The organism is Hydrogenovibrio thermophilus, from assembly GCF_004028275.1.
In the GTDB taxonomy this organism is placed as follows: Bacteria; Pseudomonadota; Gammaproteobacteria; order Thiomicrospirales; family Thiomicrospiraceae; genus Hydrogenovibrio; species Hydrogenovibrio thermophilus.
Genome location: NZ_CP035033.1, coordinates 2,489,953 through 2,507,268, shown reverse-complemented (window position 1 = coordinate 2,507,268; position 17,316 = coordinate 2,489,953). Strand labels below are relative to the sequence as shown.

Sequence of the window (17,316 nt, the reverse complement as noted above, 5' to 3'; positions counted from 1 at the left end):
TGAATTACACCTCGTTGCCAAGCTTGCGCAAGGTGTCGGTGTCCATCGCCAGTTCGTCGTTTTTATTGATGCCGATGCCGTGGTCGATGATGTTCTGGGCGATGGCTTTGGCTTCGTCCAGCGAGTGCATCTTGTAAGTGCCGCACTGGTATTCGTTCAGTTCCGGAATGTCTTCCATTTTGGCCACGTTCAAGACGTCTTGCATGGCTTTCATCCAAGCATCGGCCACGCGTTGCTCGTCCGGCGTACCAATCAAGCTCATGTAAAAACCGGTGCGACAACCCATCGGCGATACGTCGATGATTTCGACATCATCGGCATTGAGGTGCGCACGGATAAAACCGGCAAACAGGTGTTCCAAGGTATGGATGCCTTTTTCGCCCATCATGTCGACATTCGGCTTGTTGAAGCGCAGGTCGAACACGGTGATGGTGTCGCCGCCCGGGGTTGTCATGGTTTTGGCGACGCGAACCGCCGGGGCTTTCATGATTTTGTGGTCAACGGTGAAGCTGTCGAGTAGTGGCATAAGATTGTCCTTTCGTGTTTTGTGTTAAGTAACGTGCGCTTAACACCTTAATAATATTAAGGTTTTTGATTGTATTGTGTGAGCTTATTGTAACGAATCATGCTCTGTAATTCTTTGACATATTCGTGTTTTCGGGCGGAATAATTCACCAACCCTTCAGCCATTTCCAGACCGGTCAGGGGTTGGTTGTCGGCGCGGGTTTTCGCTCGGATGCTGCGCAGCTTGGCATAAGTGCTGTGGCTGTTCAGATTGTGGATGTAACTGACCACCGAATCGTAAGGGTGCTTGAAGGCCCGGACTTCATGAATCGCGCCTTTGCTACGTTGTTTCGGGACCAAGCCGCAGCCTTCGGTAAAACACCATTGGCCGAAATAGTTATTGGCCTGGCGGGCAAATCGGGAGGTGCCCCAGGCGCTTTCATTGGCGCCTTGCGCCAGCGCCAAAGCGGTTGGCACCTTGTCGATGCGTTTCAGCAGCGCGGTGCGGTCGGCGGCCTGGTTGAAATCAAACGGCTCCACGCCGTATAGGTCGGCCTGCGCTTTTAGCCAGGCCTGGTCGTTTTGGCTGGGGTCGTTTTTCAGAATAATCGATTGCAAGCGGTGGCGTTTTTCCAGTACCGCGTCATTGGCGCGGTGAACCAAAGGAGTCATGAAATCGAAAAACGCTTGCTTGCGCGGCGGACCGGCCGGGAAGTCGATGAATTTCGGAATCGCCGGCAGGGCTTGCTGTTTGACGTCGACTTTGGCCGGTGTCGGAGGGGCGATTGGCTTTTCGGGTATGGATGCCGGTTGTTGAACGGGTTTCGCCGTTTGTGCTGTGTCGGTCGTGGCCGCTGGCGCGGGGGTGTCCGATTCGGAGCAGCCGCTGATGAACAGGCCGAAAGCAATGAAAGAAAGTGGGACAAGTCCGGACGTGCGAATCATGAAAAGCGGCTCCTTAAAATGCGGTTGAAAACCGACATTATAAAAGAAAACCGCAGGTGAAGATATGACCCGAATGGTTTCGGGTCGTTTATTTAACGGTTATTTTTTGCTGTCGAAAGGGCCGTATTTAGCTTTTTCCAGCGCGGCTTTGTCACCGTTGAAGTAGGCCGGCACCGGATAATCGGCCGGGCGGAAGTTCGGATTCGGGAAATCCTTGGCGCGATCCGGATGGGTGGCGCGCGGCAGAGATTCCACATAGGCAGCAATATCATAAGCCTGGCCGACGCTCAGCACCGGCGATTTATACGTCGCACCCAGCGGCATATTGGCGTGAATGAACTTGGTGGCGGTGATGATGCGGCTCATGCCCGCGCCGTTGTTGAAGGAGTCGTTACCGGCCAACGGCGGGAAAGTGTAACTGCCGTCTTTGCCGTAAGTCGCGGTTTTCAACCCTTGGCCGTTGGCTTGGTGGCAGGCGACGCAATGTTCCGTATACAAGGATTTGCCGGCTTTCGGGTCGGCGGCGCGGTTAGGTAGGTCAACGTTGGGTAGGCCGGTGTATTGCATGGCGTCATGCGGATTGGTGCCCTTGGACAGCCAGGTGAAATAAGCGATGATGGCTTTCATTTCCGTGGAATCGTTCGGCATGGCCTTGCCGCCGCCCTGGCTACGCGTCATACAGCCGTTGACTCGGTCTTCTGGCGAACCGATGGTCATGCTGCGTTTGCGAAAATTCGGGTAGTCGTTCATGACATTGACGAATGGAATGCCGAACGGCATGGTGCCCGGTAACCCATCGGAACCTTTGATGTGGCAGCTGGTACAGTTCAGGGAGTTGCCGGAGTAACGCAGGTTCGGATTGGCGACTTTCGGGCCGACGGTCTCGACGGTTTTGTCGAGCAACTGAATGCCGTAACGAATTTCCTTGGCGTTCGGCTCTTTGTCGATATCGGCGGCTTTCGGGACTTGCCAATCCTGTACCTGGCGTTCCTTGAAGCGCTTTTCCATTTCCTTGGCCTGTTCGGCATTGAGTTTTTCGCCCACTTTATAAGGACTGATGTCCATTGCGAACAGTGAGCCGGAAAAGCCGACGGCCGCAATGAGCGTAAGGGCTGTTTTCATGTATCTCTCCTCTTTGAGAGACCTTTGTACGAGTGAATGCACGAATTAAAATGGCTAAAATTCCACATCTTTCAGCCAAAAAACTACCTAATAGCTGGCTATTAGGCGTGTTTTTTCACTAAAACCTGTGAAATTTTCTCTCATTTTCCTAACGCGCCTCACTCATACAAAGGTCTCTTGAAATAAACCTATCGTTTGAAAGGCTAAGGGTTTTGGGAAGCAAGTCAAGTGTAAAAAATTTTGCAGTGGTGTCGGCGGTGACGGTTTTTGGGTAGAATGGCGTCAGTGATCTCGGATAAACGGTGATGAAATGAAAGATGCGAAGCTGCGTTACGAAACGCTTTTAGAGTTGGTTGAAAATGCTCAGGACGGAATCGTCATCGCGGAAAAGGAAGACCAGGACACGGTGTTGATTTATGTGAACCCGGCGTTTGAAAAATTGACGGGGTACACGTCGGATGAAATCCTCTATCAGGATTGCCGATTCTTGCAAGGCGACGACACGGAACAAGTGCCGGTGCAACAAATCCGCCAAGCGATTGACGAGAGTGCGCCGGTGCGTACCATTCTGAAAAATTACCGTAAGGACGGCGCGCCGTTTTGGAACGAGTTGAGCGTCACGCCGTTTTATGACAAGACCGATGGCTTGACCTATTATATTGGCATTCAAAAGGATGTGACCGAAATCGTCGAGTTGAAGCAGTCACTGGAAGCCGCGCAAGCTCGCATCGCTGAATTGGAAGCGCAGCTTCCGGCAAAGTAAGCGGAATCGGTTAATGCGTGCTTGTGCCGAGGTAGCTGACGCTGAAATCGGCGGCGTCGTTCGGCGCTTTTGAACCGGAAGGCATAAACATTTGCACGCTCAGGCCGGGGTGGGCTTCCGCCCATTTTTGCCAGGCCTGGGCATTTTTCAGATCGGCATCGCTGGCGCCCGCGATGACGGCGATGTCGGCGCAACGGTTGGCTTCGAGCTGCGTCGCGGCTTGCGCATCCGGTTGCAACGTCCAAGAGCACAATAACGGGCGTCGTCCGGCCTGTTCCAGTTGCAGCGCGATGAGCGCTTTCAATACCGCATCCTGCGGTGCCAGATTCTGAACCCAAACCGATGTGCCACTTCGCCGTCTGCGATGGCGTTGCGTCAAATACAGGCGGGAATACAACCTCGGTAGTAAGACACTTTCCCAGAAAACCACCACGGCCGCTTCCTCGTCACGCAGCATCAGATGGGTGTTGATCAGTGTGTCCATCCAAAAATTGTCCGGAAAGTCCGCCAGCAAGGTGTCGAGTAGTGCATTGAGGCTGTCCAAATCCTGCTGTTGTGTCGTGGTCTTCAATTGCGTTGCAATGTCGCCGTTCTGATCCGGCAAGGACGCTTTAGGCTCCGGAAGCAGCGCTTTGATTTGGCTGATGGGAATGCCCTGTTCGGTGAGCTGGATGGCTTCTTGTAGCATTTCGATGTGTTCGGGGGTGTAAAGACGGTGGCCGGATTCGGTGCGCACCGGTTCAATCAAACCATAACGTCTTTCCCAGGCACGCAGGGTGATGGGGTTCAAGCCGGTGATTTTGGCCACTTCTCGGATGGGAACGAGGCGGGCGTCGGATGTCTTCGTATTCATAGATCGTATCTTATGCAAAACCTATACAAGCGTCAATTCAATCTTGCAGGCGCCGTTGTTTCAGCGCCTGAACCTTTTCCAAGTGACGTTGACGGCTGGCCTCCAGATCCACGATAGGTTCGGGTGTCTCCGACCATAGATCGGGTTGTGCGCCGCTGATCCAGGGCGCGTGTATCCGTTTGCTCCGCCAGTTGGCCAAGGTCGGTAACCACTGTCTGAGATAGCGACCGTCGGCATCGAATTTCTCGCTTTGACGAATCGGGTTGAACAGCCGGTAATAGGGCGCGGCATCCACGCCGCAACCGGCCACCCATTGCCAGCCCATCACATTATTGGCCGGGTCGGCATCCACCAACGTGTGGCGAAACCAGTGTTCGCCGGCCCGCCAATCGATGTCGGCGTTTTTGGTGAGCCAGGAAGCCACCAGCATCCGCACCCGGTTGTGCATCCAGCCGGTTTCCCAAAGTTGTTTCATGCCGGCGTCAATCATGGGCACGCCGGTTTCACCGCGGCACCAGGCCTGGTAGAAATCTTGATGTGCTTCATCCTGTTCCGATAACGGGGTGAAAAAGCCTTGGAATTTGGGTTGAAAAGGTGTGGTTTCGGTGTCGGGAAAATGCCACAGGATGGCGCGGGCGAATTCGCGCCACGCCAACTGGCGAATCCAGCCCGCCGCCGCAGTGGGGGTATCGGGGTTGAGCGGTGATAAGCTCAGTAAAACCGCCCGGCTATGGAGTTCGCCGAAATGCAGGTGCGGGGAGAGTTCGCTGGTGGCGGCCAAGGCCGGAAAATCGCGGTCATGGGCATAATGCGACAAACGGTTTTCAACGAAATCATCCACTTTTTGCCAGGCCTGCACTTCGCCGACCTGCCAATGTTTGAGGATTTTCTCCGCCCAGGGTTGATTGCGAAGCGCCGACAAATGTTGCGGCAGGCGGTCGTGTTCCGGTGGGCAGTCAATGCGCGCCGTGACACGGAAGTCCAATGGCGTTTCGTCGAAAGGCTCGACGTCGCCGATGCGTTGCATCAGGGCGTTGTAAAAGGGGGTGAAGACTTTATAAGGTTGGCCGGATTGGTTGCGAACCGTTTCATAAGGCAGCCAGTTTTCGGTCTCGAAGGGCGTTAAGGTGACGTTCCGTTCTTTGCAGATGGTCAGCGCGGTTTGTTGCAGGGTTTTAAAGGGGGCGCCCAGTTGGAAGGTGTAATGCACCCGTTTGATTGAATAAGTGTCGAGCAAGGTTTGAAAACGCTCGGCAAAGTCGCCTTCGATTAACCACAAGGCACCGCTTTGGTTGGCCAGGCGCTGTTTCAGGTCGAGCAAACTGTCCGCCAGCCAGGCCGAGTTGGCGTCGCCGACGGTGTGTTTCGGGTCATGAAAATAGGCGACAATCACCGCATCGTCGTTTTGGGCGGCGGAGCTTAAAGCGGTTTCCAGCGCCGGGTGATGCTGAAGCCGTAATTCGCGTTGGAGCCAAACCAATGTCGTCATAAGTGCCTCAATTGGATGTTGTTGGCAAGGCGTCGGTCAAATCGGTTTTGACGGCTTCGGATAAGGGGGTGTCACCCAGCCAAATGCCGAAATAAACCGCTTTGAAGCCTTGCGTGCGATCCTGGTATTTCAGTTTGTTGTTTAAACGTAATTGTACGCCGGTTTCCGGTTGATACGCCAATTCATAACAGTCCTTCGGTTGCACGGCTTCATAGTGCTGGTGCAACCGTTCGGTTGCCAGACGCAGGGCGACCGGAAGTTGTTTGGGCAGGGCTTGGTCGGCGGCCTCGATGAATTCCTTTTCAGTGAGGCCAACGCGATAGCACAGTTCGAGTTTCAATGGAGTTTGGTCGGACAAAAGATCTGTTTGCGTGGTGCCGGGCTGGGCCCAGAGGGTGGCGTCGTAAACCGGAATCAGCCCGGCCCAGTAACCGGTGGCTTGGCCGACCGGCTGGAGCGCAACGGTTTGCGCCAGGCCTGACGATAAACCGAGGCCGCTAAAAACGAACACGAGTAGGCGCTTCATGCGCTGCCGCCTTTACGGAAAAACAAGGTCACTTCCCCGACTTTGAAGCCCCATTTCGTCACCTCCGCCCGATTAATCAGCGTGGTGGCGTCTTGTAGGTACATCCAGTCGTCAAACTGAACGTGGATGGTGCTGTCCTGATACGGTAAATCAAGGGTGTATTGCCAGTTCAGCGCCGGGCCGGCGGATTCCCCACGGGCGAACCCGATGACGTCACCGGCTTGCCCGAGATACTGGTTTGGGGCGGTTTCGACGATGGTCCAGATGCGGGTTTGGCGTTCCCCGTCGTCATAGACGAAACGTTCGTCGAGGATCAGTTGCGGCAAACCGTCTTCGGTTCGGGACACGGTCCCGGTAATGTCCACCGTGAAACGGCGTACCAGTTCGCCGCTGCGGTTCTGGAATTGTCCCCAGGCCTGGGTGTTTCCGGCAAAGTATTCAAACAAGTCGAACTTGGGTTCCAGCGATGCGTACTGGCTGACCGGTGTGTGACTGCAAGCGGTCAGGGTTAAGGGCATGAGGCACAACAGTATACGTTTCAACACGCGCACACCTCCTGTGGGGATTGTTTTTGTAAGGTGATTTGGTAGACGGAAATGTGTTCCTGCTCAAACCCAACCCGACAATAATCCAGGTAATAACGCCACAATCGGCGGAAATGCACGTCGTATCCGAGCGATTCGAGGGCGAGCGTGTGTTTATTGAATTCGGTTTGCCAGTGTTGCAGGGTGGTGGCGTAATCCTGCCCGAAAGCGAAGTCGTCCAGCCAGTCAAAATGGTGGCGCACCGCCAGCTGTTTCAGTTGCGTCAGGCTTGGAAGCAGACCGCCCGGGAAAATGTAGGCCTGGATGAAATCCACGCTGTTTTGGTAGTCTTCCGCCACGGCTTCGTCGATGGTGATGATTTGCAACACCGCCTTGCCGCCCGGTTTGAGGTTTTGCTGCAGTTGCGTGAAGTAGGTGTCCCAATACTCGCGACCGACGGCTTCGAACATTTCAATGCTCACGATGTGGTCGTATTGCCCGGTTTCGTGACGGTAATCCTGTAACACCGGTTGGGCAAAGACGGAGAGTTCCTGTTTGGCGAGGCGTTCTTCCGCGTATTGCCGTTGCTCTGTCGACAGGGTTAAGCCTTTGGTTCGCACATTGCGTTGCGCCGCGGCTTCCAGAAAACCGCCCCAGCCGCAACCGATTTCCAGAATCGTTTCGCCCGGTTGCAGGTCGAGTTGTTCGAAAATGCGTTGGTATTTGCGGCGTTGGCTTTGGGCCAAATCCGTCGAATCGTTTTCGAAAATACCGCTGGAATAGGTCATGCCCGAGTCCAGCCACCGGCGATAAAAATCGTTGCCGAGGTCGTAGTGGGCGGCGATGTTGCGGCGACTGTTTTGCAGGGAATTATGCCGACGGCGGTGTTGCCACAGATGCCACCAACCGAGTGGCTTTTGGGCGTTTAGCAGATGCGCCAGCGCTTGCCGGTTCTGGTGAGCGAAGGTCATCAGGTGGTACAGAGACGGGCTGTCGATGGTGTGTTCGACGTACGCCTGGGTGACGCCGAGTTCGCCCTGGGTTTTCAATAAAAACAGAAAACGCAACATGGCGGTGATGGTCAGATCGGCGTGGACGCCGTTTTCGGTGCCTTCAAAGCGATAGGCTTCATTGCGGTAACGGATGGTCAAGCTGCCGAATTGAATGCGGTCGAACGGCAGGCGTTTAATCAGCCGTTGCCAGACAAAGTTCGGCAGGAGTTGTTCGAGCGGATGAGTGATTATTTTGAACATAGTGTCATCTCCGAGTGGCTGTGTTGAATGTCGTTCAAGTGTTCCGGGGTGCGGTGAAATTTCCCGCCGCGTAGCCAGATTTTCAGCGCCCACCAGTGAATCAGTCCCAGCACTTTGAGGGCGTGGAACGGAAAGCGCAGGAAGGCTTTCAGTAGCACGCTGTCTTTCAAGGGCTGTTGTTTGCCGGATTGGGTGGCGAGCAGGCGGGGAGTACCGTCTTCGAATTGTTTGATGCCGAGTCGATAGTGTTCACCCGGGGCGGCGAAGCGGAATTCGTAATGGCTGTTCATGCCGATAAACGGCGAAACGTGAAAACGTTTTTCCGCACAGCTTTGGATGGTGTGTGCCTGTTCGTCCAGCGGTTGTCCCTGATTGGCGAGCACGTAATGATGCCTCTGCCCAAAGGTGTTGCTGACTTCGCCGATGATGGCGATGAGTCGGTCGTCGGCATCAAAGGCGTACCAGACCGCCAAGGGGTTGAAAGCCATTCCCAGTAACCGTGGGATGCAGACCAGTTCCACTCGGTTTGGCGGCGTGTCGATGGCGTATTGCTTTAACAGTTCATTTATCCATTCCCGCCAGGCCTGGCCGTTTCGTGCCCCGAAATCCGCGGTGTTGACTTGAATCAGGTTGAAGCGGTTCAGTGAGAGCCAGCGCAGTGGCCGCACTTCCTCTTCGAAACGGTCAATGTCGATTTTAAGGCCCAATACCCGGTATTTGAAACGATACGGTACATCGCCAAAGCGTTGGTGCATGACTTGGCCGTCGTAGAGGGCGCTAGGCATGGCGCACCTCTTTCGGTTCGTCTGACGTCGTTTGCCAGGGTGGGGTCACGCCGAAGGCTTTGGCAATATTGACGGCGCTGCGCAGTCCGTCTTCGTGGAAACCGTAGCCGGTGTAAGCGCCGGCAAACCACAGGTTGTGGCGGCCTTGTAATTGTGCCAACGCGTCTTGTGCGGCCATGGCAGCCTGGTCGAACACCGGGTGATTGTATTCGAAGATGGCCTGGGTCAAGTGCGGTTCGGGTATTTGCGTCGGGTTGAGGGTGACAAACACATCTTGCTGGGTGGGCAGGGATTGCAATTTGTTCATCCAGTAGGTGACGGCAACACGGTTTTCGGTCACATCGGTGTTGCGCAGGTAATTCCAGGCGGCCCAGGTCATGCGGCGTTTCGGCATGAGTACACGGTCACTGTGCAGGTAAGCGATATTTTTTTGATATTGGAAAGCGCTTAAGGCTTGGAATTCCGCTTGCAGCGCGTTCGGTATCAAGGCATAGCTTTCGTCGGCGTGGCTGGCGAACACCAGGTGGTCAAAACCTTCGTACACGCCTTGCGGGGTTTGGATGCTGTAATGATTCCCGTGCCGGGTGATGGCTTCGACTTGCGCGTTGGTGTGGGCGTTGAAAACGCCGCTTGAAACCACCCTGTCGAAAATGGCGTGGATGTATTGGTGACTGCCGCCGCAGATGGTCTGCCATTGTGGCCGGTTTTCGATGTTCAGCAAACCGTGGTTTTCAAAAAACTGCAAAAAGCTGCGTACCGGGAATTTGAGCATGGTTTGGGTCGGGCACGACCAGATGGCCGCCGCCATCGGCAGCAGGTAATGATGAATCAGCGGGTCACTGAAGCTGTTGTCCGTCAGGAAGGTTTCCAATGTTTGCTCGGGCGTGTAAGCCGGGTCGGCGGCCAGAGTTTGTTTGCCCAGTCGGTTGAAACGAATGATGTCGGTCAGCATTTGCCAGTGGGTGGGCGAAAACAGGTTGCGACGTTGGGCAAACAAGGTATTGAGGTTGTTGCCGGAATATTCGATTTCGCCCTGATTGATCGACACGGAAAAACTCATCTCGGTCGGTTGGGTGGCGATGTTCAGGAAATCCAGCATGTCGGTCAGCAACGGATAATTGGGTTCGTTATACACAATGAAACCGGTATCGACGGCCACCGGGCCGCAATCAGCCGTCTCCAGCGACACCGTATGAGTGTGTCCGCCGAAGTAATCGTTTTTTTCCAACAAGGTCACGTCGTATTGCTGGCTGAGCATCCAGGCGCTGGCCAGTCCGCTGATGCCGCTGCCGATGACGGCGATTCGAGGGGTTTGCGTTGTTCCGTTTGTCATAATCTTCGTGCCTCTTAGCAAGAAATCGCTTTAAAAAGCCTTTTGTATAACTTCTTGTATATATTTATACATAAGTTGTACAATGTGTGCAAGCCATTCAAGAATGTTTTTACAAATTCAATCGGATTAAGGAGGCGATTATGGCGGTAATGTGGATTGTCGGGGCGTCGTCCGGTATCGGTTTGCAGCTCACGGAACGCTTGTTGCAGGCAGGTTATCAGGTGGTGGCGTCGGCCCGGAATGCCGAGAAAAGTGCCGATTTGTCGGCATTGAAATCACAGTTTCCCGGGCAGTTGGCCTGTTTGGATGTGGATGTTTCGGTGCCGGAATCCTTGCCCGATAAAACCGCCCAGGCCTGGCGGATTTTCGGGCAGGTGGATGTGTGGTTCTACAATGCCGGAACCTATACGCCGTCGCCCTGGCAGGAAGCCAAATGGTCGGATTATCTGACGATGACGCAGGTCAATTACCTCGGTTGTGTGGCGTTGCAATTGGCGGTAAGGGATGTGTGGTTGCGCCACGATAAACCGCCGATGCGCTGGGTGTGGAACCTGAGCATCGCCAGTCAGGTAGGGCTGCCGTATGGTGGCGGTTACTCCGCGCCGAAGGCCGCTCTTTTTAATCTGGCGGAATCGCTTCAGCCGGAATTGCAACAAGCCGGCATTCGACTGCAAGTGGTGAATCATGGTTTTGTGAAAACCCGTCTAACGGCCAAGAATACCTTTGAGATGCCGGGGCTAATGACACCGGAAGCGGCGGCGGAACGCATCGCCGATTGGTTGGCGAGCGACTCTCATGGTTTTGAATTGCATTTTCCGAAAAAATTGACGTGGGTGTTGAAGTTGTTGCGGTGTCTGCCCTCGCGTTGGGTGTTTGCCTTGACCCGGAGGATGTTGAAACATGCGTGATCATACAACGGATTTGGACGCTTATGCGGCGGCGTTTGAAGCCTTGACGCCTCAAAATCTGGCCAGCGATTTGGGGCCGTTTTATGCCGAACAGGCCTATTTTGAAGACCCGTTCAATCAGGTTTATGGTTGGGAGGCGATCGAAGCGATTTTCGAACACATGTTTCACACCGTGCATCATCCGAAATTCGACGTGTTGACGCGTGCCTTGAACGGCGATACGGCGTTTTTGGAATGGCAATTTACGTTTTTTGACCGCCAGTATCAGGGGCATAAAATCTACGGCACGTCGAAAGTGGTGTTTGATGCACAGGGTCGGGTATTGTCTCACGTCGATTATTGGGATACCGGCCTTTATATTTATCAAAAAGTGCCGGTGTTGGGTGCCATTATCCGTTGGATTAACCGCAAATTGAGACCGGCGAAATGAGGTTTAAGCCCCTGACTGCGGGCCGGAAAACAGGGGCTTCCTGGTCGGTGGACGTCGGTTATGGCTTGATGGGCTTACCGCTGGCGTTGTTGGGGTTGCCGTTTTATTTTTACATGCCGAATTACTGGTATGAAAACTGGGGCGTGAGCTTGGCGGCCATCGGTTTGGCGCTTTTCGTGACTCGAATCGCCGATATGGTCACCGACCCTTTGGTCGGGTTGTATTCCGACCGTTGGGAGTCGCGTTTCGGTTATTTGCGGCAAACGCAATTCGGTGCGGTGTTATTGATTGTGGGTACCTGGCCGTTGTTTTTTCCTTTCGCGTCTCTTTTTCAGCAGTATACATTCGGCTATTTGGTGGTTTGGAGTTTTGTCGCTTTTCTGGGGTGGACCTGGCTTGCGGTGCCGTATCAAGCCGTGGTGTCCCGATTGACGCATGATCCTGACGTGAAGACCCGTTTGACGTCTTTTCGTGAAGGTTTCGGTCTGGCTGGGGTGATGTTGGCGTTGAGTCTGCCGGTTATTCTGTCGGAGACGCCGACGTCTCAGCCGGTCTTTGAGGTGTTGTTCGGGGTGTTGCTGGTGACCCTGCTGGTGGCGGTGGCTGTTCAGTCCGGGCGATTTCGTGAGACCTTGAAACGTAAACGTCCCGATTCGGTTCGGGTGACGTCAATCCGGTCGTTGTGGCGTCATCATCGCTGGAGTTTTGGCATTATGCCGGCGTATTTTTTCAATGGGTTGGCCAATGCCTTCCCGGCGACGCTGTTCATGTTCTTTGTGAGCGATGCATTGCAGATGGAAGCGCAAGCAGGCGTGTTACTGGCGGTGTTTTTCGTGTCCGGTGTGTTGGGGTTGCCTTTTTGGTTCTGGCTATCCACCAAGGTGGAAAAGTACCAGGCCTGGGCGTTTTCCATGTTGTTTTCCGCCATCAGTTTCACCGGCTTGATTTGGGTGGGGGTCGGAGATTTTTACGCTTATTTAGCCATCTGTGTATTGACGGGTTGGAGTTTGGGTGCAGACTTGGCTTTGCCGTCTTCCTTGCAAGTGGATTTGGTGCACCGCTTGGAAAAACAGTCGGCTCAGGCGGCCGGTACCTTGTTCGGGTTGTGGGGCCTGCTGACAAAACTCGCCATCGCGTTGTCGTTGGGTATAGCCTTGCCGCTCATGGATTTATTGGGATTGGAGCAGGGTTCCACATCGGCTATAACGGCCTTGTGGTGGATGTACGGGGTCATTCCGGTGTGTCTGAAGTTGTTCGCGGTTGGGTGGGTGTTGTGTTTCGGGCGCCAGTGGACATAAACCCGTTTTAAGGCATGAGGCGGTCGAGGAAAACGATTAACAGCAATAGAATCAGGCTGGCGAGTATCGGCGGCCAGTAGCGCGGTCTGGTTTGCATGATTTTTTTGCGGGTTTTGGTCGGGAAGGGCAAATCCCCTTTGTACATGCGCACCGCTTTGACGAACTCCGCTTCCATGTTTTTACCCAGGCCTTTGGCCATTTTTTGGGCATTGCTGACTGTATATTTTTTCGCCATGGCACGGGCGAGCGAATTCATATTGCATTGCAGCAATTCTTTCTTGCGTTGCTCCAGCGGTAAGGTGAGCAACCAGTCGATGATTTCATTATCCAGTTCGGTTTTAAATTCTCGTTTGCCCATAGCGGCATACCCAATGACAGGTTTTTCGGGATTTCAATGAACCGGTTTGCGGTTCTGGGGGAGATATTGAAACTTTATCATAAAATGTATCGGCAGGGGATAGCAGAAAATGACTAAAAAATGGATGACGGGTGTCAAAGAGAGGATGAAAGCGGTGAAGCGCCTTCGAGGATAATGGTGCGGATGGGGAGACTTGAACTCCCACGGGTTTTACCCCACAGAGACCTGAACCCTGCGCGTCTACCAATTCCGCCACATCCGCATGATGTTTGGAAGGCGCATTATTATCAATGGCTTGACGCTTGTCAAGCAGGAAAAGAAGTTTGAATGAGGGTGGCCGGTTTTTTTGAGTGCCGGAAATGAAAAAGCCCGAGATGAACTCGGGCTTTAAAGGTGGTGCGAGCGGAGAGACTCGAACTCTCACACCAAAGGCACCAGAACCTAAATCTGGCGTGTCTACCAATTCCACCACGCTCGCAAAAATGTGGTGGCCACACCTGGAATCGAACCAGGGACACAAGGATTTTCAATCCTTTGCTCTACCGACTGAGCTATGTGGCCGTATTTTGATTCGGCGTATTGTATAGAGAGGCACTGAGGCTGTCAAATTTAATTTTAAAATTATTGGAATTTTTTTAAGTGCCCAGATCGTGCCCAATCAGAGCCCAGATTGTTAAATAATTGTTAAAAACGACAACAGGACTGAAAACTATGTGTGAATAGACCTTATTTAATCTTTACTTGTCATTTCTTGAAACTTTTCATCTGAAATATATTCAACTAAATCTGCTATTTCGCAGTCAAAGTATTTGCATAGTTTGTTGAGCGTTTCAGTTGATGTGCTATACCCATGCTGAGTATTAATTTTGGTAAGCGTCATTCTATTGATTCCTGTTGCTTCAGCAATTTGTTTTAGAGTAACTCTTCGCCCATCTAGAAATTCTTTTTTTGCAATTAATTCTTTTAATTTAAATCTTATCATTGCCTATTCCAGTAATAAAAAGATACATATATATATCTAATAATGCTTGACGCGTGCATTAATGTGTTTATAATGATTCTTAAAAGATATATATATTTATCTTTTATATCTTTTTGTTTATCTTTTAATAATGGAGAATGATAGCATGAATATTACCTATTTAACCACTGAAGAATTATCTCAGCGTATTAAGTACAACGCCAGAACAATTCGTAATGATCTTAAAGATAGCGTGTTGCTAGAGGGGCGCCATTACATTAGACCATTTGGTCAACGTAAAATTTTGTTTATTTGGGAAAATATTGAAGAGGATATGTATAACGCTTCAAATAACTCAATTTACTCTGTTCCTATGGCAAACGGAGGTGTTTGTTATGGCAAGCATTAGAGCCCGTTCAGGAAAATTATTTTTTGATTTTCGTATTTTAAATGAAAGGTGCCGAGAGCAGACCGCCTTACCCGATACTAAGTCAAACCGTAAAAAGTTAACCAAGATATTGGATAGGATTGAAGCTGAGATTACGTTAGGTACTTTTGAATACGAAAAGTATTTTCCAAAAAGTCCAATGGTAGAAAAAATCCGCAAGATCCAAGCAGAGATGATGACAGGTTATACCAAAACACCATTGTTTAAAGATTTTGTTGAGGAGTGGTTTTCAGAAATGGAACCAACATGGCGAAAAGCCACTGCGGATGGTTATCGAAGTTATCTAGATAAGCGTTTAATTCCGCATTTCGGAGAAATGGAGGTCAGCAGCATCACCAAAGCAGAGATCTTAAAGTACCGAGCACACGTCGCCAAACAGTCCGCCGGTAAGTTAAAGTCTAAGACGATTAATAAATTTATTAAGTGTCTAAATATGGTTATGAATGAAGCCGCTGACCGATATGATTTTACGCCACCACACCTCAATATCAAGCCTTTGAAAGAAGAAAAGATACATATCGATCCTTTTTCTATTGAAGAGGTTAATCAGATTCTTGCACAAGTGCGTCCTGATTGGCGAGACTATTTATTAGTTCGTTTCTTTACTGGGATGCGTACTGGAGAAATTGACGGTCTTAAGTGGGAGCATGTTGATTTTTCTCGTCGAGAAATTCTTGTTCGCGAGACTTATTCTGCAGGTCGATGGGAGTACACCAAAAATGATGGGTCTCAACGAGAAATCGAGATGTCCACATTAGTCTATAACACCTTATCAAAACGGTTTAAAGAACGAGACCCAAAATCTGAGTTGGTGTTTTGTACTGGAAATGGTGCGCCTGTTCATACACCTAACTTCTTAAGAAGGGTTTGGAGGCCATTACTTTCTTATCTTAAGCTCAAGTACCGTAAACCTTATCAAACGCGTCACACTGCCGCTACGATTTGGTTAGCAGCAGGGGAAAATCCAAACTGGATTGCCAAACAAATGGGGCATTCAACTACTTCGATGCTTTTTACTGTCTACGCTCGTTACGTTCCCAACCTAACCCGTAAGGATGGTTCAGCGATGGAACGTTTGTTGGCGTCGAACATTGATGGTTTTCATGTAGCGGCTAATAAAAAGGAAACCGTTGATGAAGAGAAGCCAGAAAATTCTGAGGTACTTGAACAACAAAATGAAATTGCATTCTGGGATCAGATCTTGCAGAACACGCAAGACTATCGTTCAGGAGGTAATCAATGAATATCACTTACTTAAAGCCCTTTTTAATTCACAAGCCTCACAAGATTATGTTGAGTCAACTTGACATGAAAGGTATCTAATCGAAGATCCTAAAGTGGTTATGAGCCTGGTTAATAATCTTAAATATCTATTTAATATTCAACCAGGTGATTATATGACTTTTGTTCTAGGTTTCGGAGAATGCAAGACAAATGATGAAGCCCTTAAGTATTGGGTGATGGATCAATTAAGCCAAGAACCAGTTGGTTATGATGATGTATTGAGATTTTTAATTGATTCACTAAATTCGCAGTTGATGATGGAAGCGTTTTAAGGAGTTCATTCTGATAATGATTTAAATCTTTCAACACTTAAGTATGTCGGCTATAAAGAACGGAAAGAAGTTGCTGCCGATTTAAAACAAATTTATCAATCCGTTACCGAGGAGGAAGCCCTACTTGAATTAGATAAGTTTGAACAAAAATGGAAGGCTAAGTTTCCAAGTATCAGTAAGTCTTGGAGAAGAAAATGGGATAATGTTGCCACTTTATTCCTGTATCCAGAAGCGATTCGAAAAGTGATTTATACCACCAATACCATTGAATCACTTAACTCAGTAATTCGTAAATCCATTAAAAACCGTAAGATTTTCAATCATGACAATTCGGCATTTAAAATTGTATTTTTGTCGATTGAGTTAACCTCTAAAAAGTGGACAATGCCAATTAGAGATTGGAATTCTGCTATGAACCAGTTTATGATTATTCACGAAGATAGATTAGATAAGTATCTGTAAGAATTATAGCGAAGGAGACTAGTATGAGCTGTTGTTCCACGAGTGACGATTCTTGTTCAAAGCGGGCTGATAAGCTTACATGCCCTGTAAATAATAAGCTGTATCAAAGCGTATCTCCACTTACAGTACTTCATAACCTGCTAGCGCCTTGGAAAAATTTTTCCGCAGAGGTAACTTATTATTTTTGTGATGACCCTGACTGTGAAGTTATTTACTTTTCTGACTCGGGTTCAATTTTCAAAAAACCAGATATTCGAAGTCTGTTCAAGAATACGAAAGCAGATACTAATGATGACTTGATATGCTATTGTTTTGGAGTGTCTAAAACAGACTATTTAGATAACCCAGGAACTAGAGAATTTGTAGTTGAGCAAACTAAATTGAAACATTGCGCTTGCGAAGTTCAAAACCCTTCAGGAAAATGCTGTTTAAAAGATTTTCCTAAAGGAAGCTAGTTTTATTTTTTAACGGTGAGCATTTACACAAAATTATTTACAGGCTCGTATGAAAAACCCCACAATAAAAGGTTTTTAGAATCTTGTTACACTTTTCAATTGTCTTTTTTGATCTTAAAATCATTGTAAAGTGATGTCACTACAGTTGAAAATAAAAACTGGCTGTAATCTTTGTTAATACTCACAAGTGATGAAGTTATTCTGGCAGCTGTATCGGCAACAAACAACTCAATTAACTTACTTTGTTTGTACCTGCTAAGTTTACTTTTTTATAGTGCTATCTTTAAATAATTTTAGTTATCTAGGGCAACCCCGTATTTTTTAGATAAATATAAAAAATAAA

Annotated in this window: 20 protein-coding genes, 3 tRNA genes and 1 pseudogene; 9 read left to right on the top strand and 15 right to left on the bottom strand. The window is 50.0% G+C overall.

The window, feature by feature from the left end:
- Positions 1 to 4 precede the first annotated feature (4 nt).
- From luxS to EPV75_RS11695, 3 genes are all read right to left on the bottom strand, one after another.
- Positions 5 to 526 (bottom strand): S-ribosylhomocysteine lyase, encoded by a 522-nt coding sequence (gene luxS, locus EPV75_RS11705; protein ID WP_029939117.1) that lies wholly within the window; start codon positions 524 to 526, stop codon positions 5 to 7.
- Positions 527 to 582: 56 nt separating this feature from the next.
- Positions 583 to 1,449 carry a glucosaminidase domain-containing protein gene (locus tag EPV75_RS11700; protein WP_128385512.1) on the bottom strand — a complete coding sequence of 289 codons (867 nt, stop codon included), beginning with the start codon at positions 1,447 to 1,449 and terminating at the stop codon, positions 583 to 585.
- A 99-nt stretch (positions 1,450 to 1,548) separates the two neighbouring features.
- Complete coding sequence (locus EPV75_RS11695) at positions 1,549 to 2,571, bottom strand: c-type cytochrome (RefSeq protein ID WP_128385511.1); 1,023 nt, start codon at positions 2,569 to 2,571, stop codon at positions 1,549 to 1,551.
- 310 nt (positions 2,572 to 2,881) lie between these two features.
- Here EPV75_RS11695 and EPV75_RS11690 point away from each other — a divergent pair, with 310 nt between their 5' ends.
- Positions 2,882 to 3,334: a PAS domain-containing protein gene (locus tag EPV75_RS11690; RefSeq protein ID WP_128385510.1), complete on the top strand. Its 453-nt coding sequence runs from the start codon at positions 2,882 to 2,884 to the stop codon at positions 3,332 to 3,334.
- A gap of 10 nt (positions 3,335 to 3,344) precedes the next feature.
- Here EPV75_RS11690 and EPV75_RS11685 read toward each other — a convergent pair whose 3' ends face one another.
- Genes EPV75_RS11685 through EPV75_RS11655 form a run of 7 tightly spaced genes read right to left on the bottom strand, consistent with a single transcriptional unit; the run spans position 3,345 to position 10,097 of the window.
- A complete protein-coding gene (locus tag EPV75_RS11685; RefSeq protein ID WP_128385509.1) occupies positions 3,345 to 4,187 on the bottom strand; it encodes a MerR family transcriptional regulator in 843 nt (280 codons plus the stop codon).
- A gap of 37 nt (positions 4,188 to 4,224) precedes the next feature.
- Positions 4,225 to 5,676 carry a cryptochrome/photolyase family protein gene (locus EPV75_RS11680; RefSeq protein WP_128385508.1) on the bottom strand — a complete coding sequence of 484 codons (1,452 nt, stop codon included), beginning with the start codon at positions 5,674 to 5,676 and terminating at the stop codon, positions 4,225 to 4,227.
- Between the two features lie 7 nt (positions 5,677 to 5,683).
- Positions 5,684 to 6,202, bottom strand: coding sequence for a chalcone isomerase family protein (locus EPV75_RS11675; protein ID WP_128385507.1), 519 nt, complete (start codon positions 6,200 to 6,202; stop codon positions 5,684 to 5,686).
- Positions 6,199 to 6,747 carry a DUF3833 domain-containing protein gene (locus EPV75_RS11670; protein WP_225972335.1) on the bottom strand — a complete coding sequence of 183 codons (549 nt, stop codon included), beginning with the start codon at positions 6,745 to 6,747 and terminating at the stop codon, positions 6,199 to 6,201. The genes EPV75_RS11675 and EPV75_RS11670 overlap by 4 nt, the downstream gene beginning before the upstream one ends.
- Positions 6,741 to 7,979, bottom strand: coding sequence for an SAM-dependent methyltransferase (locus EPV75_RS11665; RefSeq protein WP_128385506.1), 1,239 nt, complete (start codon positions 7,977 to 7,979; stop codon positions 6,741 to 6,743). The genes EPV75_RS11670 and EPV75_RS11665 overlap by 7 nt, the downstream gene beginning before the upstream one ends.
- Positions 7,967 to 8,764 carry a DUF1365 domain-containing protein gene (locus EPV75_RS11660; protein WP_128385505.1) on the bottom strand — a complete coding sequence of 266 codons (798 nt, stop codon included), beginning with the start codon at positions 8,762 to 8,764 and terminating at the stop codon, positions 7,967 to 7,969. The genes EPV75_RS11665 and EPV75_RS11660 overlap by 13 nt, the downstream gene beginning before the upstream one ends.
- The gene (locus EPV75_RS11655) at positions 8,757 to 10,097 is read right to left on the bottom strand and encodes an NAD(P)/FAD-dependent oxidoreductase (protein ID WP_128385504.1); all 1,341 of its coding nucleotides are present in this window, start codon (positions 10,095 to 10,097) and stop codon (positions 8,757 to 8,759) included. Before EPV75_RS11655 ends, EPV75_RS11660 begins: the two co-directional genes overlap by 8 nt.
- A gap of 140 nt (positions 10,098 to 10,237) precedes the next feature.
- Between EPV75_RS11655 and EPV75_RS11650 the strand changes: the two genes are divergently transcribed.
- Genes EPV75_RS11650 through EPV75_RS11640 form a run of 3 tightly spaced genes read left to right on the top strand, consistent with a single transcriptional unit; the run spans position 10,238 to position 12,733 of the window.
- A complete protein-coding gene (locus EPV75_RS11650; RefSeq protein ID WP_128385503.1) occupies positions 10,238 to 11,005 on the top strand; it encodes an SDR family NAD(P)-dependent oxidoreductase in 768 nt (255 codons plus the stop codon).
- Positions 10,998 to 11,435 carry a nuclear transport factor 2 family protein gene (locus EPV75_RS11645; RefSeq protein WP_128385502.1) on the top strand — a complete coding sequence of 146 codons (438 nt, stop codon included), beginning with the start codon at positions 10,998 to 11,000 and terminating at the stop codon, positions 11,433 to 11,435. The genes EPV75_RS11650 and EPV75_RS11645 overlap by 8 nt, the downstream gene beginning before the upstream one ends.
- Positions 11,432 to 12,733 carry an MFS transporter gene (locus tag EPV75_RS11640; protein ID WP_128385501.1) on the top strand — a complete coding sequence of 434 codons (1,302 nt, stop codon included), beginning with the start codon at positions 11,432 to 11,434 and terminating at the stop codon, positions 12,731 to 12,733. The genes EPV75_RS11645 and EPV75_RS11640 overlap by 4 nt, the downstream gene beginning before the upstream one ends.
- A 7-nt stretch (positions 12,734 to 12,740) precedes the next feature.
- On the opposite strand, the gene EPV75_RS11635 is transcribed toward EPV75_RS11640, so the two are convergent.
- From EPV75_RS11635 to EPV75_RS11615, 5 genes are all read right to left on the bottom strand, one after another.
- On the bottom strand, positions 12,741 to 13,091 hold the full coding sequence (locus EPV75_RS11635) for a hypothetical protein (protein WP_128385500.1): 351 nt from the start codon (positions 13,089 to 13,091) through the stop codon (positions 12,741 to 12,743).
- 175 nt (positions 13,092 to 13,266) lie between these two features.
- Positions 13,267 to 13,353: transfer RNA gene (locus EPV75_RS11630), tRNA-Leu, on the bottom strand.
- Between the two features lie 132 nt (positions 13,354 to 13,485).
- A tRNA-Leu gene (locus tag EPV75_RS11625) sits at positions 13,486 to 13,569 on the bottom strand.
- 7 nt (positions 13,570 to 13,576) lie between these two features.
- A tRNA-Phe gene (locus tag EPV75_RS11620) sits at positions 13,577 to 13,652 on the bottom strand.
- 169 nt (positions 13,653 to 13,821) lie between these two features.
- A complete protein-coding gene (locus EPV75_RS11615; RefSeq protein WP_128385499.1) occupies positions 13,822 to 14,073 on the bottom strand; it encodes a helix-turn-helix domain-containing protein in 252 nt (83 codons plus the stop codon).
- A gap of 145 nt (positions 14,074 to 14,218) precedes the next feature.
- Between EPV75_RS11615 and EPV75_RS11610 the strand changes: the two genes are divergently transcribed.
- The 5 genes and pseudogenes from EPV75_RS11610 (at position 14,219) to EPV75_RS11590 (ending at position 16,973) form a co-directional block, all read left to right on the top strand.
- Positions 14,219 to 14,461 carry a hypothetical protein gene (locus tag EPV75_RS11610; RefSeq protein WP_128385498.1) on the top strand — a complete coding sequence of 81 codons (243 nt, stop codon included), beginning with the start codon at positions 14,219 to 14,221 and terminating at the stop codon, positions 14,459 to 14,461.
- On the top strand, positions 14,448 to 15,743 hold the full coding sequence (locus tag EPV75_RS11605; protein WP_128385497.1) for a site-specific integrase: 1,296 nt from the start codon (positions 14,448 to 14,450) through the stop codon (positions 15,741 to 15,743). The genes EPV75_RS11610 and EPV75_RS11605 overlap by 14 nt, the downstream gene beginning before the upstream one ends.
- A 100-nt stretch (positions 15,744 to 15,843) precedes the next feature.
- Complete coding sequence (locus EPV75_RS11600; protein WP_128385496.1) at positions 15,844 to 16,056, top strand: hypothetical protein; 213 nt, start codon at positions 15,844 to 15,846, stop codon at positions 16,054 to 16,056.
- A gap of 30 nt (positions 16,057 to 16,086) precedes the next feature.
- Positions 16,087 to 16,518, top strand: a pseudogene (locus tag EPV75_RS11595) (transposase); the annotation flags it as partial.
- Positions 16,519 to 16,541: 23 nt separating this feature from the next.
- Positions 16,542 to 16,973 (top strand): putative iron-sulfur cluster-binding metallochaperone, encoded by a 432-nt coding sequence (locus tag EPV75_RS11590; protein WP_164730718.1) that lies wholly within the window; start codon positions 16,542 to 16,544, stop codon positions 16,971 to 16,973.
- The last annotated feature ends 343 nt before the right edge of the window (positions 16,974 to 17,316 follow it).

Excerpts from the sequence above, each read along its gene's own strand:
- EPV75_RS11650 (WP_128385503.1), top strand. The coding sequence starts at position 10,238 with ATGGCGGTAATGTGGATTGTCGGGGCGTCGTCCGGTATCGGTTTGCAG.
- luxS (WP_029939117.1), bottom strand. The coding sequence starts at position 526 with ATGCCACTACTCGACAGCTTCACCGTTGACCACAAAATCATGAAAGCC.
- EPV75_RS11600 (WP_128385496.1), top strand. The coding sequence starts at position 15,844 with ATGAGCCTGGTTAATAATCTTAAATATCTATTTAATATTCAACCAGGT.
- EPV75_RS11665 (WP_128385506.1), bottom strand. The coding sequence starts at position 7,979 with ATGTTCAAAATAATCACTCATCCGCTCGAACAACTCCTGCCGAACTTT.
- EPV75_RS11645 (WP_128385502.1), top strand. The coding sequence starts at position 10,998 with ATGCGTGATCATACAACGGATTTGGACGCTTATGCGGCGGCGTTTGAA.
- EPV75_RS11690 (WP_128385510.1), top strand. The coding sequence starts at position 2,882 with ATGAAAGATGCGAAGCTGCGTTACGAAACGCTTTTAGAGTTGGTTGAA.
- EPV75_RS11700 (WP_128385512.1), bottom strand. The coding sequence starts at position 1,449 with ATGATTCGCACGTCCGGACTTGTCCCACTTTCTTTCATTGCTTTCGGC.
- EPV75_RS11655 (WP_128385504.1), bottom strand. The coding sequence starts at position 10,097 with ATGACAAACGGAACAACGCAAACCCCTCGAATCGCCGTCATCGGCAGC.
- EPV75_RS11615 (WP_128385499.1), bottom strand. The coding sequence starts at position 14,073 with ATGATAAGATTTAAATTAAAAGAATTAATTGCAAAAAAAGAATTTCTA.
- EPV75_RS11640 (WP_128385501.1), top strand. The coding sequence starts at position 11,432 with ATGAGGTTTAAGCCCCTGACTGCGGGCCGGAAAACAGGGGCTTCCTGG.
- EPV75_RS11635 (WP_128385500.1), bottom strand. The coding sequence starts at position 13,091 with ATGGGCAAACGAGAATTTAAAACCGAACTGGATAATGAAATCATCGAC.
- EPV75_RS11675 (WP_128385507.1), bottom strand. The coding sequence starts at position 6,202 with ATGAAGCGCCTACTCGTGTTCGTTTTTAGCGGCCTCGGTTTATCGTCA.
- EPV75_RS11660 (WP_128385505.1), bottom strand. The coding sequence starts at position 8,764 with ATGCCTAGCGCCCTCTACGACGGCCAAGTCATGCACCAACGCTTTGGC.
- EPV75_RS11605 (WP_128385497.1), top strand. The coding sequence starts at position 14,448 with ATGGCAAGCATTAGAGCCCGTTCAGGAAAATTATTTTTTGATTTTCGT.
- EPV75_RS11680 (WP_128385508.1), bottom strand. The coding sequence starts at position 5,676 with ATGACGACATTGGTTTGGCTCCAACGCGAATTACGGCTTCAGCATCAC.
- EPV75_RS11610 (WP_128385498.1), top strand. The coding sequence starts at position 14,219 with ATGAATATTACCTATTTAACCACTGAAGAATTATCTCAGCGTATTAAG.
- EPV75_RS11685 (WP_128385509.1), bottom strand. The coding sequence starts at position 4,187 with ATGAATACGAAGACATCCGACGCCCGCCTCGTTCCCATCCGAGAAGTG.
- EPV75_RS11590 (WP_164730718.1), top strand. The coding sequence starts at position 16,542 with ATGAGCTGTTGTTCCACGAGTGACGATTCTTGTTCAAAGCGGGCTGAT.
- EPV75_RS11695 (WP_128385511.1), bottom strand. The coding sequence starts at position 2,571 with ATGAAAACAGCCCTTACGCTCATTGCGGCCGTCGGCTTTTCCGGCTCA.